The organism is Streptomyces sp. NPDC079141 (assembly GCF_040686775.1).
In the GTDB taxonomy this organism is placed as follows: Bacteria; Actinomycetota; Actinomycetes; order Streptomycetales; family Streptomycetaceae; genus Streptomyces.
Genome location: NZ_JBFBLP010000006.1, coordinates 164,233 through 178,491 on the forward strand (window position 1 = coordinate 164,233; position 14,259 = coordinate 178,491).

10 protein-coding genes are annotated in these 14,259 nt (G+C 72.1%); 2 read left to right on the top strand and 8 right to left on the bottom strand.

Translation table 11 applies throughout. The features are described from left to right. Positions 1-12 precede the first annotated feature (12 nt). The 7 genes from AB0Q90_RS19300 to AB0Q90_RS19330 form a co-directional block, all read right to left on the bottom strand. Positions 13-1,434 carry a VCBS repeat-containing protein gene (locus tag AB0Q90_RS19300; protein WP_363160216.1) on the bottom strand — a complete coding sequence of 474 codons (1,422 nt, stop codon included), beginning with the start codon at positions 1,432-1,434 and terminating at the stop codon, positions 13-15. 124 nt (positions 1,435-1,558) lie between these two features. After that, positions 1,559-3,001, bottom strand: a complete 1,443-nt coding sequence (obgE, locus tag AB0Q90_RS19305; protein ID WP_363160217.1) for a GTPase ObgE — start codon at positions 2,999-3,001, stop codon at positions 1,559-1,561. A 117-nt stretch (positions 3,002-3,118) separates the two neighbouring features. After that, positions 3,119-3,373: a 50S ribosomal protein L27 gene (rpmA, locus tag AB0Q90_RS19310; RefSeq protein WP_030961848.1), complete on the bottom strand. Its 255-nt coding sequence runs from the start codon at positions 3,371-3,373 to the stop codon at positions 3,119-3,121. Between the two features lie 14 nt (positions 3,374-3,387). Then, entirely contained in the window at positions 3,388-3,708 is a 321-nt protein-coding gene (gene rplU / locus AB0Q90_RS19315; protein ID WP_004931419.1) for a 50S ribosomal protein L21, read from the bottom strand. Positions 3,709-3,948: 240 nt separating this feature from the next. Further along, positions 3,949-8,061: an Rne/Rng family ribonuclease gene (locus AB0Q90_RS19320; protein WP_363160218.1), complete on the bottom strand. Its 4,113-nt coding sequence runs from the start codon at positions 8,059-8,061 to the stop codon at positions 3,949-3,951. A gap of 263 nt (positions 8,062-8,324) precedes the next feature. Further along, positions 8,325-9,086, bottom strand: coding sequence for a TIGR03936 family radical SAM-associated protein (locus AB0Q90_RS19325; protein WP_363160219.1), 762 nt, complete (start codon positions 9,084-9,086; stop codon positions 8,325-8,327). 48 nt (positions 9,087-9,134) lie between these two features. Next, the gene (locus tag AB0Q90_RS19330; RefSeq protein WP_363160220.1) at positions 9,135-10,334 is read right to left on the bottom strand and encodes a hypothetical protein; all 1,200 of its coding nucleotides are present in this window, start codon (positions 10,332-10,334) and stop codon (positions 9,135-9,137) included. 197 nt (positions 10,335-10,531) lie between these two features. On the opposite strand from AB0Q90_RS19330, the gene AB0Q90_RS19335 reads away from it, so the two are divergent. Beyond that, positions 10,532-11,422, top strand: a complete 891-nt coding sequence (locus AB0Q90_RS19335) for a hypothetical protein (RefSeq protein WP_363160221.1) — start codon at positions 10,532-10,534, stop codon at positions 11,420-11,422. 72 nt (positions 11,423-11,494) lie between these two features. Here the strand turns inward: AB0Q90_RS19335 and AB0Q90_RS19340 are convergent, their stop codons facing one another. Then, a complete protein-coding gene (locus tag AB0Q90_RS19340) occupies positions 11,495-12,901 on the bottom strand; it encodes a glycosyltransferase family 39 protein (RefSeq protein WP_363160222.1) in 1,407 nt (468 codons plus the stop codon). A gap of 242 nt (positions 12,902-13,143) precedes the next feature. On the opposite strand from AB0Q90_RS19340, the gene AB0Q90_RS19345 reads away from it, so the two are divergent. Further along, positions 13,144-14,238, top strand: a complete 1,095-nt coding sequence (locus AB0Q90_RS19345; RefSeq protein ID WP_363160223.1) for a glycosyltransferase — start codon at positions 13,144-13,146, stop codon at positions 14,236-14,238. Positions 14,239-14,259 lie beyond the last annotated feature (21 nt).

Here is a 14,259-nt window from a genome sequence, read left to right on the forward strand (position 1 = left end):
GGAGAGATCAGGTCAGTCCGGGAGGTGGTCGCCGAACCGGTCGCCGTTCACGGTCATGCCGAAGGACCGGGCTCCGAAGGAGACGGAGCCCTTGGCCGTGGCCCCGGCGGAGGTGGAGCGGAAGGCCCAGAGGCCGCCGTTCCAGTTGTTCTCCCCGGGCGCGGCCACGATCGGCTCGGCGCGGCCGTCGCCGTCGGAGTCGAGGAGGTGGGTGTCGCCGCCGAAGTGGTCGCGCGCCTCGGCGGTGCCGGGCACTGAGGCACTGGCCTGGCTGAACACCTTTGTGCCGGCCCCGGTCGGCCCGGCCGGTCCGCCCGGAACGACAGCGAAGTTGCCTGCGTACGTCAGCCCGCCGAAGCTCTCGGTCCAGTTGCCCGCCAGGATGTCGCCGTAGCCGTCGCCGTCGACGTCGCCCACCGAGACGTTGTAGCCGAAGCTGTCCTCTTCCTCGTGGGCGCCCGGGACTCCGGGAGTGTCCTGGGTGATGACCTGCGGGGTGGTGGCGGGGCCGCCTTCGGTGCCGCGGAAGATCCGCAGGGCGTTGCCGCTGCTGCTGACGACCTCCGCGCGGCCGTCGCCGTCGAGGTCGCCGATCGCCAGGGACTGGTTCCACTGCTTCGAGCGGGACTCGCCGCCCTCCAGGGTGGCCGGCGGGAGCAGGCCGTCGCGGCTGCCCCGCAGGACGCTCATGTGGTGAATCAGGCGGTACTCGGAGTCCGAGCCGGAGAACGCCACCGAAACGATGTCGGAGATCCCGTCGCCGTCCGTGTCGCCGGCCGCGAGAGCCGTCACCTGGCCGCTCTCGGCGAACCGGACACCCTTCTGGACGGAGGCGGCGGCGCCGTCCCGCCCGAAGGGCCCGAACCGCACGTCGTCGCGCCGGGCCAGGTCCAGGTGCCCGTCGCCGTTGAAGTCCCCGGTGAGGGACGTGCCGCCCTGCCCCGGAGCGGTCGAGAGCACCGGCAGCACCGTGCCGGAGGTGAGCCCGCCCTTGCCGCCCCACAGCACGATCCGGTTCCCGTCCCGGGCGATGCCGTCGTGCACCCACTGCTCGTTGTCGGTCTCGACGACCAGATCGGCGTACCCGTCCGCGTCGAGGTCGCCCACGGTGAGGTGGGCGCCGAACATGTCGTGTGCCTCGACGGTGCCCGGGATGCCGGGGGACTCCTGCGTGTACACCTTCTTGGTGCCGGAGGTGAGACCGTTCGCGGAGCCGTAGACGACGGCGACGTACCCGGCCGACCTCAGGCCGTTCACCCGGCCCCACGGAACACCCGTGGCCAGGTCCTCGTACCCGTCCCCGTTGAAGTCCTGCCGCACGCTCGGCGTCGTGGTGGTGGCGTTGGCGACCGGCAGCGCGGTCACGCCCCCCGCCAGCAGGGCGATGGCGACCACAACGGTCCGCCGCATTCTGCGCGAAACGGGCTCGGGCACGTCGACTCCGGGAATCGGCTGGGCAGTTGACCGCGGGAAGGACCAAGATCCTCATCCACGTGCCCAGTACGACTCACCGGAGTGACGGTTGGTTGTCCTGCCGTATACCGGAGTCTTCCGAGAGTTAACCCTCGAACGGCTCGAAGTCGTCGAACTCCTGCTGGACCTCGTCCCGTTCGGCCTGCCGGTCCCTGCGGCGCTGGGCCGCGGGCCGCGGCGCCTCGAACCGGTGGTCCTCACCACGGCGTCCGAGCATCTCGGCCCCGGACATCATCGTCGGCTCCCAGTCGAAGACGACCGCGTTGTCCTCGGGTCCGATGGCGACACCGTCGCCGGCCCGGGCGCCCGCCTTCATCAACTCCTCCTCGACACCGAGGCGGTTGAGCCGGTCGGCGAGGTAGCCGACGGCCTCGTCGTTGTTGAAGTCGGTCTGCCGCACCCAGCGCTCCGGCTTCTCGCCGCGCACCCGGAACAGCCCGTCCTCCTCCTGCACGACGGTGAAGCCCGCGTCGTCCACGGCCTTGGGCCGGATGACGATCCGCGTCGCCTCCTCCTTCGGCTTCGCGGCCCGCGCCCGGGCGACCAGGTCGGCGAGCGCGAACGACAGTTCCTTCAGCCCCTGGTGCGCGACCGCGGACACCTCGAAGACGCGGTAGCCCCGCGCCTCCAGGTCCGGCCGCACCATCTCGGCGAGGTCCTTGCCGTCCGGTACGTCGATCTTGTTCAGGACGACGATCCGCGGCCGGTTGTCGAGGCCGCCGTACTCCCTGAGCTCCGCCTCGATGACATCGAGATCGGAGACCGGGTCGCGGTCCGACTCCAGCGTCGCCGTGTCCAGTACGTGCACGAGCACACTGCACCGCTCCACGTGCCGCAGGAACTCAAGACCCAGGCCGCGGCCCTGGCTGGCGCCCGGGATCAGGCCCGGCACATCGGCGATGGTGTACACGGTCGCGCCGGCCGTCACGACGCCCAGGTTCGGGACGAGCGTGGTGAAGGGGTAGTCGGCGATCTTCGGCTTGGCCGCGGAGAGCACGGAGATCAGCGAGGACTTGCCCGCGCTCGGGTAGCCCACCAGTGCCACATCGGCGACGGTCTTCAGCTCCAGGACGATGTCCTGGAGGTCGCCGGGCACACCGAGCAGCGCGAAGCCGGGCGCCTTGCGCCGGGCCGAGGCCAGCGCCGCGTTGCCGAGGCCGCCGCGGCCGCCCTGTGCGGCGACGTAGGAGGTGCCGTGGCCGACCAGGTCGGCGAGGACGTTGCCCGCCTTGTCCAGCACCACGGTGCCGTCCGGCACCGGCAGGATCAGGTCCTGGCCGTCCTTGCCGGAGCGGTTGCCGCCCTCGCCGGGCTTGCCGTTGGTGGCCTTGCGGTGCGGGGAGTGGTGGTAGTCGAGCAGCGTGGTCACGGACTGGTCGACGGTCAGGATGACGTCGCCGCCGCGTCCGCCGTTGCCGCCGTCCGGGCCGCCGAGCGGCTTGAACTTCTCACGGTGGACGGAGGCACAGCCGTGACCTCCGCTACCCGCGGCGACGTGCAGTTCGACGCGGTCCACGAAGGTGGTCATGGGATGTGCCTCCAGTTACGTACGCGTATGTCTCTTGGTTAACACGCGAAAGGCGGACCCGCCTTCCCGTCAGGGAAGTGAGGTCCGCCTCGCGAAGCGTTCGGTCTAAGCCTTGTGTCAGGCGACCGGAACGATGTTCACGACCTTGCGGCCACGGTGGGTGCCGAACTGCACCGCACCGGCGTTCAGCGCGAACAGCGTGTCGTCGCCGCCGCGGCCGACGCCCGCACCCGGGTGGAAGTGGGTGCCGCGCTGGCGGACCAGGATCTCGCCCGCGTTGACGACCTGACCACCGAAGCGCTTCACGCCGAGGCGCTGAGCGTTGGAGTCACGACCGTTACGGGTGGACGATGCGCCCTTCTTGTGTGCCATCTCTCCTCAGTCCCTTACTTCGCAGCCGCGGGGATCTCAGTGACCTTGATCGCCGTGTACTGCTGGCGGTGGCCCTGACGACGGCGGTAGCCGGTCTTGTTCTTGTAGCGCAGAATGTCGATCTTCTGGCCCTTGTGGTGGTCCACGACCTCGGCCTGGACCTTGATGCCGGCCAGCACCCACGGGTCGCTGGTCACAGCGTCGCCGTCGACAACGAGCAGGGTCGAGAGCTCGACCGTGTCGCCAACCTTGGCAGTGGAAATCTTGTCAACCTCAACGATGTCGCCGACAGCAACCTTGTGCTGGCGACCACCGCTGCGCACGATGGCGTACACGCGGATCTCACTCTCTCGCTCGGGAACGGCACCCCCGCAGTCCAGCCGCCCGCACACGAGCGAACAGCCTCTCCCGGCCACTCCGTGCCCGGAAGGAAGAAAGGTTTACGGGGATGTGGCATGTCAGTGGACATGCCGACGGTCAAGGTTACGGGGCTGCGGCCGAACGGGTCAAACCGGGCCGGGCCCCTGGGGTGTGCGGCCGATCACGTCGGACCGGCCGCACGCCCCGGTGTTGCGTCAGCCCTCGTCGGTGGAGGCCGAGACGGAGGGCAGCGTCTGCTGCGCCGCCGCCGCGGTCTTCTTCGACGTCGACTTCTTGGCGGCCGTCTTGGCGGTCTTCGCCGCCTTCTTGGCCGTCGTCTTCTTGGCGGCCGTCTTGGTGGCCGTCGTCTTCTTGGTGGCGGCCTTCTTCGCCGTGGCCTTCTTGGCCGTCTTGCGGGCCGCCGCCTTCTTGGCCGGAGCGGCCGTCTCGGCAACCTCGGCCGCCTCGACCGCGGGAGCCTGCTCGGCCGGCGCCTCCGTGACCGGCGTCTCCGTGGCCGACGTCTCCGTGGCCGACGGGACGACCACGACGGCCGTCTCCTCGGACGCGGTGGGCGCGGTGGCCTTGCGCACCGCACGGCGACGCGGACGGGCCGGAGCGGCGCTCTCGGCGACCGGCTCGGCGACCGGCTCGGCGACGACCGGCTCAGCGGGAGCGGCCGCCTTCTCGACCTCCGCCTCACTGCTCACGGTCACCACGGCGGCCTCGGCCCCCGCGGGCGAACCAGCGGGCGCCGTCGCCTTACGGGTCGCACGCCGACGCGTACGTCCCTTGGGCGCGGCCTCCTCGACGGGCAGGGCGGGCGGGGCCTCGACGACCACGTCCTCCACGGCGGCGGGCTCGGCGTGCGCCACGGCCGCCGACTCCGGCTGCACCGGACGCTCGATCTCCTGCTGGACCGTCACGTCCTGAGCCGTAGGAACCTTCTCGGCCCTCTCGGCCTTCTCCCGCCTCGGCGCACCCGCCGGAGCAGACGCACGCCGGCTCGCCCGGCGCCGCGAACGGCCTCGTCCGGCCGCGGCCTCCGCCTCGGCGATGCTGCTGTACAGCTCCTCGTCCGGCGCGAACTCGGGCGCGGGCAGCGCCACCGGCTCGGCGACCTCGGCCGCGACCTCGGCGGGCGTCTCGGCCTCGCGCACCTCCGGCTCGACCGGCTCGGCGGTCTCCACGGCGGTCACCGCGGCCTCGTGCTCGTGCACGTGCACGTCGCCGCCGCGCCCGCGCTTCTTGCGCTTGCCGCCGCCTCCGGCGGAGGTCGGCTGCTCCATGTGCACGATGACACCGCGGCCGTTGCAGTGGACGCAGGTCTCGGAGAACGACTCCAGCAGGCCCTGGCCGACCCGCTTACGGGTCATCTGCACGAGCCCCAGCGAGGTGACCTCGGCGACCTGGTGCTTCGTACGGTCGCGGCCCAGGCACTCCAGCAGGCGGCGCAGCACCAGGTCCCGGTTGGACTCCAGCACCATGTCGATGAAGTCGATCACGATGATGCCGCCGAGGTCGCGCAGCCGGAGCTGGCGCACGATCTCCTCGGCCGCCTCCAGGTTGTTCCTGGTGACCGTCTCCTCCAGGTTGCCGCCCTGGCCGGTGAACTTGCCGGTGTTGACGTCGACGACGACCATCGCCTCGGTCCGGTCGATCACCAGCGAACCGCCGCTGGGCAGCCAGACCTTGCGGTCCAGCGCCTTGGCCAGCTGCTCGTCGATCCGGTAGGTGGCGAAGACGTCGACCTCACTGGTCCACCTCTGCAGCCGCTCGGCGAGGTCCGGCGCGACGTGCGAGACGTACCCGTGGATGGTCGACCACGCCTCGTCACCACTGACGACGACCTGGGAGAAGTCCTCGTTGAAGATGTCGCGGACGACCCGGACGGTCATGTCCGGCTCGCCGTACAGCAGGGTCGGAGCGTTGCCGCTCTTCGCCTTCTTCTGGATGTCCTCCCACTGCGCCTGGAGCCGCTCGACGTCACGGCGCAGCTCGTCCTCGCTGGCGCCCTCGGCGGCGGTGCGCACGATGACGCCCGCGTCCTCGGGGACGATCTTCTTGAGGATCGTCTTCAGACGCGCGCGCTCGGTGTCGGGCAGCTTGCGGCTGATGCCGGTCATCGAGCCCTCGGGCACGTAGACCAGGTAGCGGCCGGGCAGCGACACCTGGCTGGTCAGTCGGGCGCCCTTGTGGCCGATCGGGTCCTTGGTGACCTGCACCAGCACGGACTGGCCCGACTTCAGCGCGGACTCGATACGGCGCGGCCCGTTGGCCATGCCCAGCGCCTCGAAGTTGACCTCACCGGCGTACAGGACGGCGTTGCGCCCCTTGCCGATGTCGATGAAGGCGGCCTCCATCGACGGCAGCACGTTCTGGACCTTGCCCAGGTAGACGTTGCCGACGTACGAGGTCGACTGCTCCTTGTTGACGTAGTGCTCGACGAGCACGTTGTCCTCAAGGACGCCGATCTGCGTGCGGTCGCCGTGCTGACGCACGACCATCACCCGCTCGACGGCCTCGCGCCGGGCCAGGAACTCGGCCTCGGTGATGATCGGAACGCGTCGGCGGCCCTGCTCGCGGCCCTCGCGGCGGCGCTGCTTCTTGGCCTCCAGACGCGTCGAGCCCTTGATGGACTGCACCTCGTCGGACGGCTCGGCCTTCGGGCGCGGCTCGCGCACCTTGACGACGGTCCGCTCGGGGTCGCCCTCACCGGGCTCGCTGTCGGCTGCGGAGTCACCGGCACGACGACGGCGACGACGGCGCCGACGGCTGCTGGAGGTCGACCCGCCGGCCTCGTCGCCCTGGGCGGCGTCCTCGGCGTCCTCTTCCTCCTGCTCGGCGGTGTCCTCGGCGTCCTGCGCGGCCTGCTCGGCGGCGGTCTCCTCGGCCTCCGCGTCGGCGGACTCGCCCGACTCGGCGTCGGCGGACTCACCCCGGCGGCGACGGCGGCCGCCCCGGCGACGACGACGGCGCGCCCCGGTCTCCTCGGACTCCTCGCCCTCGGCGGCGTCCTCGGCCGACTCCTCGGCCTCCTCCGGCTCCTCCTCGACGGCGGCCTCGGCGGTACGGGCCTCGGCCTCCTCCTCGAAGGCGGCGCCCCGGCGACGACGGCGGCGGCGGGCCGTGGCCTGCTCCTCGGCGTACTCCGCGGCTTCCGCGGTCTCCTCGACGTCCTCGGCGGCCTCGACGTCCGACGCCTCGGCCGCTGCCTCGGCGGCGGCGCGCTCCGGGGTCTGGAACTTCGGCTCCGTGAACACCGGCGCCTGGAAGACGGCGACGGCGGGTCGCGCCGGCCGACGCGGGGAGTCGGCGTCCTCGGCCTCCTCGGCCGGCTTCGCGGGCGCGGAGAACCCGGTGGCGGCCGCACGCGCGACCCGGCGGCGGCGACGCGGCGCGGCCTCCTCGGCGGCGGGGGCCTTCGCCTCGGTCTCGGCGGGCTTGTTCTCTTCGGCGGCAGTCACGGGCGCCTCCGCGCTCTCGGGCGCCCCGGCGGGGGCGGACACACGACGCGTGGCACGCCGACGGGTACGACGCGGGGCGGCCTCCTCGGCCTCCTCCACGGGTGCGGCCTCCACAGGCGCGGCCTCGACAGGCGCGCTCTCGGTTACGGGCTCGACGGCCTCGGCGGTCTCCACGGCAGGCGCGGCAGCAGTGCGGGTGGCACGGCGACGCGTACGACGCGGAGCGGCCTCCTCGGCCTCCTCCACAGGCGCGGCCTCCACAACGACCTCAGCGGCCTCGGGCGCGGACACGCTCCGGGTGGCACGGCGACGCGTACGACGCGGAGCGGCCTCCTCGGCCTCCTCCACAGGCGCGGCCTCCACAACGACCTCGGCGGCCTCGGGCGCGGACACGCTCCGGGTGGCACGGCGACGCGTACGACGCGGGGCGGCGTCCTCGACGGCGCCGGCGGACGACGCGGCCTCGACGACCTCGGTGGCGGGGGCGTTCTCCTCGGCGGCGGTGGCCGCGGGCACGACGGTCTCGACGGCCTCGGCCGACGCGGGCGCCCCGGCGGGCGCGGACGCCCGGCGGACCACACGGCGACGCGAGCGAGGGGCGGGCGGGGCCTCGGCGGCGATGGCCTCGGCCGTCTCCTCCACGGCGGCCTCTTCGGCCTCCGCGGTCACATCGGCCACGGTCTCCTCGGCCTCTTCGGCCTCCGCGTCCGGTATGGCCGGCGTGGCCTCGGTCGCGGCTTCGGAGCCGGCGGCGGGCGGACCCGCCGGCCGGGACGCGGCACGGCGCCGACGACGCGGCGGCAGGGTGTCGCTGGGAGTGTTCAGTTCGGAACCCTCAGCGGGTTCGGTCGGTTCGAGCATGCGGGCGTTTCTCCCGTCAGGCTCCCGGGCGCCGCGCCTGGTCCGGCTTGGGTGCCGGTGACGTCCGCGGCTCGCGCGGTGCGCGTGTGCCGCCGTCCGGGGCGCGGGCGCCGCACGGGAGCTCTCTGTGTCCTGTCTCGCCGGTTCCGTACACCGAATGCGTACGGCCTGGCGAAAGTCTTCTGGTCGGTGCGCTGCCCGACCCAGGTGGCTCCCGAGTACGAGGGCGGCGCTACGACGTCCGTCCCTTCGCGGGACCTTCCTTACGCCGGCGCCTTCGCGGCGGCAGCGGATCCGGCCGTAGGGGCCTCAGCTGCCTCGCGGTCGGGCGCGAGCGGGTCGGTCACCGTGCCGGTCTCTTCATCGAACAGCCCCTGCGCCAGCCTGGTCACCGCTGCGGGGACCGGCGGCGCCAGGTCGGCCACGGCGCGGAGACCGGACAGGACGTCGTCGGGTCGTACGGCAGGCGTCACGTGCCGAACAACCAGCCGCAGTATCGCACAGGGCTGGTCGGTAGGCCTATCAGCCCGCTCACCATGTGTTTCCAGTTCTACGACCGCCGGACGAGCGTCGAAGGTCCGTACACCGTTCTTGGTCATGCGCTGGACCTCGACGGACTCGGCGGCGTTGAAGGCCGCGACCGCGCGTTCGGCGTCGGCCGGGTCCACGCCGTCCAGCCGCAGCTCCCACACGGAGGCCGTGAGCCGGTCGGCCAGGCCCGAGGTGCGGGCCTCGACCGCCTCGGTGACATCGAGCCCGGCGGGCAGCGACTCATCGAGCAGCGTCCTGAGCCGCTCCGGGTCACGCGCCTGGGTGAGGGCGATCTCCAGATACTCCGCCTCACTGCCCGTGCCGGTGGGTGCGGCATTGGCATACGACACCTTCGGGTGCGGCGTGAACCCTGCCGAGTACGCCATCGGTACGTCGGCACGGCGCAACGCACGCTCGAAGGCGCGCTGGAAGTCTCGGTGGCTGGTGAACCTCAGGCGGCCGCGCTTGGTGTAGCGCAGTCGGATGCGCTGCACCGCGGGTGCGGGCGGCGGGCCTTCGGGCTGTCGCTTGCCCAGTGTCGTTCAGTCCTTCGTGAGATTCGTGAGAGCGGTCGTACTGCTACCAAGAGTACGTGCCTCGGCGCCCGCAGGTTCCCGGCGGGCCACCGCCTCCCGCTGCCGGGGCTCCCCGAAGAGCATCCGGCGGAAGTCGGCGCGGGCCTGCCGGGCGGAGTCCCGGGCAGCGGCGAGGGCCTGCCGGGTGGCCCGGCCCACGGTGCGCGCGGCCTCGGCGCAGGGCCGCAGGACCGCGTCCCGGACGACATGCCCGACCGGCGTGAGGATCGTCCGGTACACCCAGCGCACCGGCTCCACGAAGATCCACCGGAAGAGGGTCGCGAGGGACCGCCCGACGGCGAGCGAGATCCGCCCGGCGATCCGCCAGGCGTGCCCGAGCGCGTCCCGGACCTCACGCCCGACGACGGCGAGGAACCGACCGACGGGCACGAGCACCCACCGCCACACGGCGAGGGCGGGCAGCACGAACAGCACCCGGGCCGTCCAGTACAGCCCGATACCGATCCCGGTGACGATCCTGGCCACGCCCCAGGCGATGCCCCGCGCACACCAGGCGATCGCCCGCCCGACGGGCGCGAGGACCCACTCGTACACGGCGAGGGCGGGCACGACGACGAGGTACCGCACCAGCCAGGCCACGCCGGTGTACACGCCGACCCCGACGGCGGCGAGCGCGATCCCGATCCCCTTGAAGACCCACACCACGCCGTGCCCGACGGGCGTCAGCACGCGCGCGTACACCCATGCCAGCGCGGCCCCGATCCCCTTGAGAACCCACACCACACCGTGCCCGACAGGCGTCAGCACGCGCGCGTACACCCATGCCAGCGCGGCCCCGATCCCCCGGCCGGCCCAGACGAGGCCATGTCCGACGGGCGTCAGCACATACCGGTACAGCCATACGGCGGGCACGACGACGAGCACGTTCCCGAGCCAGGCGAGCGCCTTCCCGGACGGCACGAGGACGTACCGCCACAGCCCGACGAACGGCCATATGAACAGGGCCCGCCCGAGCCACAGCAGCCCGCGCCCCACCGGCCGGAACACCGTGCGGCTCAGGAACCGCCAGGACACGACGAACGCGTCCCACACCATCCGCACGGGCACGACCAGGACGAGCACGACGATCCGCACAGGGATGCGGACGGCGGTGACGAGGCACCCCTCCGGCTGCCGGGGCTCGGGCAGTGGCTTCTGCGGTTCCATACCGGCCAAGACGCGGCGGCCGGCGGTCCGGATCCACCTCGTGGGTTGCGAAGCCGTCACAGGGCTTGTCCGCTAGACCGTTTTACCTATTTGACGGCGCGTCCCCTGCGTGCACAGCGGCTGTCGTGAGGCTTCGGGTCACCCTCGCACTGAGGTCCGGGACTCCCCCGGACCCCTTCGTGCCAAGGAGCATGCCTATGAATCCTCGACACACTCCTTCGCTGCTGGGGCCGTTGGCCCGGGCGAGGTTCCAGAAGGCCGGGGTGCTGACCTCCCTCGCTCTGGTCATCGCGGCCGGGGTGGTCACGCCCGCCGCGGCGGCCGCCAACTCCGTCTCCGACTCCAAGTCGTCCGCAACGCAGTACACGGGCGACGACTGCAAGCCCCACAAGCCTCACAAGCCCCACAAGCCAAGGTCGGCCGCCCTGCCGGACGGTGGCGACAAGTGCAAGGGCGCGACCGGCGCCACGGGCGCGACGGGAGCGACGGGTGCCACCGGCGCGACCGGTCCGAAGGGCGCCACCGGTGCCACGGGCGCCACGGGCGCGACCGGCGCGACGGGACCTGCGGGCGAGGGCGGTCCTGGTGCGACGGGCGCGACGGGAGCCACGGGTGCCACCGGCGCGACCGGTGCAACAGGGGCGACCGGCGCCACGGGTGCGACCGGTGCCACCGGCGCGACCGGCGCCCCCGGTCCGTGCGTCGACATCGACGCCAGCCGGGACGAGAACAACTTCGAGGTGCGGGCCGTACTGAGCCCGGCGACCGAGAGCGACCCGATCGCCAGGGCCTACGCGGGTATTCGCGACCTCCAGCCGGACGTCGGGGACTACAAGTGGACCGACCTCAGCGGGCTCGACAACTACCCGACGAACGCCTGCGCGGTCGCCGTCTCCCAGCAGGCCCTGGGCGGGCAGGACGAAGGGGACACGAACATCAACGTCATCACGACCGACGGCGCGATCTACGAGACCACCTGTGAGGTGACCCCCAGCACCGTCACTCTGACCTGTGAAGACGAGTGGACCCTCGTGAACCTGCAGCCCGCCCCCGGCGCAGTGAACGGCGGGACTGACATCAACCCGTAGTTCCGACCACTCGGGGCAGCACACAAGGGGTGTCCGGCGGCCCGCCACAGCCGCCGGCACCCCTTGCCGCCGTTACCGCCCGCCCCTCAGCTCCAGCAGACTGACCGTCATCCCCGTCACCGGCGTGCTCAGCGTCACCGTGTACCGCTTCTGCAGGGCGCCCGCCTGCACCGGATCGATGGCGTTGAAGGCGAAGTCCGTGCCCTGCGTCACCAGCCAGATCCGCCGCTCGTCCCTGAGGCACCGGTCCGGGACGGGACACGGGACCGCGTACAGGTCGTCGATCTCGGCCGGCGTCCGGGCCAGGAAGACATCGCGCAGCTTCAGGTCGCGCGGCAGGTAGTACCGCACTCCGTCGTCGAGCTTCCAGGTGTCGGCGCGGTCGTAGACGACGGCGTCCCCGGGCCGGTGGCGCCGCTCGATCAGGTCGGCCGCCGCCGCGTAGTCGAGCGGCACCGGGGCGTCGTGCTCCAAGGGCTCCCGCACCTGCCTGTGGTCCGGCAGTGTGAGCACGGTCAACGCCACGACCAGGGCCGCGGCCGCCTTCCACGAGCGCCATGACGCGGCGACGCCGGCCGCGGCGAGGAGGGCCCAGGCGGGGAGGGTGAAGAGCAGGTAGACGCTGCGGAAGTAGGAGACCTCGCCGTGCGAGGCGGCCCAGACGAGGACCGGGGGCAGCAGGGCCCAGGTGCCGCACAGCAGCAGCGGAGCCCGGCGCGGCCCGCGGGCCGTCAGGGCCAGGGCGATCAGGGCGCCCGCGCACAGGGCGGAGGCGAAGAGCTCGCGCGGCAGGGAGAGGAACGCCCAGCCGTCGGGCGACGGGACCCAGTACAGCTGGCGCCCGGCCTGGGAGCTGCCGAGCAGCGCGAGCGGGACGACACACGCGGCGGCCGCCGCCAGGGCGAGGCCGGACCTCCACCACAGGGAACGGTCCTGCCGCGCGCCGGCCACGAGCAGGCAGGCGTGGGCGAGCACGACGGACAGCGCGATCAGGTGGAGGAGCCCGGTGACGGCCAGCGCGAGGGCGTAGGCGGCCCAGCGCCAGGGGCTGCGCGGACGGTCCAGCGCCCGGAGCAGCAGAAGCGTGGCAAGGGCGACGGCGAGCAGGACCAGCGCGTAGGAACGGGCTTCCTGGCCGTAGCGGCTCACCGCCGGGACGAGCGCGAAGAGAAACCCGGCCAGAATTCCGGCCCGATATCCGAAGAGCCGGTCCCCGAGGAGCGCGACGACCGACGCCGCCGCGGCCACCGCCAGAAGAGACGGCAGCCGCAGCGAAAGGACGGAATCCCCGAACAGCTCCACCCATCCGTGCATCAGCAGGTAATACGTGCCGTGCACGGCGTCGACATTGCGCAGGGTGGCCAGGATCCGGCCGGTGTCCCGGGCGGTCATGTCCCAGGTGACGAGTTCGTCGCGGCCCAGCAGGGAACCGGTCAGCCCGTGGCTGCCGAGGACGAGGGCGAGGAGGAACGGCCCCATCCGGAGCAGCGCCCTGCCCCGTGCGGACCCCTCGGCGGCGGAGGTCCGGAATTCTTCGCGGGGCGGAGGAAGCTGCGCGGTGATTACCATAGGAATTTCTCCGGTCCGGCGGCAGGAACTCCTCACTTATACCGGCCGGTCCACCAGTGGCTGCTTGTGCCTTCCACCGGGGCTGGATAAATTCACCGGGCGGTCCTTTTCTCCGGAGAAAAGAAAAAGCCATGAATACGGTCTGCCTCAATATGATCGTCAAGGACGAGGCCCATGTGATCCGACGCTGCCTCGAATCCGTACGGCCCCTCATCGACACCTGGGTGATCCTGGACACCGGCTCGACCGACGGCACCCAGGACCTCGTCCGCGAGACACTCGCCGACCTGCCCGGAGCGCTGTACGAGAGCCCCTTCCGCGGCTTCGGCGCAAGCCGCACCGAGGCGATCGAACGGGCCCGGGAGCGCGCGAGCCACCTGCTGTTCATCGACGCCGACGACGTGCTGGAGACCGACCCCGGCTTCACCCGGCCGGAGCCGACCCACGACTGCTACGACATCGAGGTGCGCCACGGCCCCGTGGTCCACTGGCGCCCGACGATGGTGTCGACCCGCCTGCCCTGGCGGTACGTCGGCGTGCTGCACGAATACCTGGACTGCGACACGGAGTTCAGCCGGGCGACCCTCGACGGCGTCCGCATGGTCATCATGGGCGGGGGCGGGCGGTCGCAGGGCAGCCCGCGCTCGAAGTACCTGCGGGACGCCGCGATCCTGAAGGACGGGCTCGCCAAGGAACCGGACAACACCCGTTACGCCTTCTATCTCGCCCAGAGCTGGCGCGACGCCGGCGAACCGGCGAAGGCGCTCGCCGCCTACGACCACCGCGCGGCCCTGGCGGGCTTCGCCGAAGAGGCGTTCTGCTCCCGCCTCTACGCGGCCCGCCTCGCGCTGGAGCTGAAGCGCAGGACGCCCGAGGTCATGTCCCGCTTCCTGGAGGCTCACGAGTACCGCCCCACCCGGGCCGAACCGCTCGGCGAACTCGCCCGCCTGTGCCGGACGCAGGGCGAACGCTGGCCGCTCGCCTACCTGTTCGCACGGCGCGCGGCGGAGATCCCGCCGCCCGACGACATCCTCTTCGTCGAACACGGCTGGTACGACTGGCAGGCCCTGGACGAGCTGGCGGTGGCGGCGTACTGGATGGGCGCCTACCGCGAATCACTGGAAGCCTGCGAAAAACTCCTGGACAGCGGAAAGCTGCCCACGCAGCACCGCGAACGCATCATCGCCAACCACGACTTCGCCCGCTCCCGACTGACGGTCGGCGCACCCCGCCCCCAGCCGGCATGAGAAAGGGGCCCTCCCTCCCGG

Excerpts from the sequence above, each read along its gene's own strand:
- obgE (WP_363160217.1), bottom strand. The coding sequence starts at position 3,001 with ATGACCACCTTCGTGGACCGCGTCGAACTGCACGTCGCCGCGGGTAGC.
- rpmA (WP_030961848.1), bottom strand. The coding sequence starts at position 3,373 with ATGGCACACAAGAAGGGCGCATCGTCCACCCGTAACGGTCGTGACTCC.
- AB0Q90_RS19320 (WP_363160218.1), bottom strand. The coding sequence starts at position 8,061 with ATGCTCGAACCGACCGAACCCGCTGAGGGTTCCGAACTGAACACTCCC.
- AB0Q90_RS19330 (WP_363160220.1), bottom strand. The coding sequence starts at position 10,334 with ATGGAACCGCAGAAGCCACTGCCCGAGCCCCGGCAGCCGGAGGGGTGC.
- AB0Q90_RS19335 (WP_363160221.1), top strand. The coding sequence starts at position 10,532 with ATGAATCCTCGACACACTCCTTCGCTGCTGGGGCCGTTGGCCCGGGCG.
- AB0Q90_RS19340 (WP_363160222.1), bottom strand. The coding sequence starts at position 12,901 with ATGGGGCCGTTCCTCCTCGCCCTCGTCCTCGGCAGCCACGGGCTGACC.
- AB0Q90_RS19345 (WP_363160223.1), top strand. The coding sequence starts at position 13,144 with ATGATCGTCAAGGACGAGGCCCATGTGATCCGACGCTGCCTCGAATCC.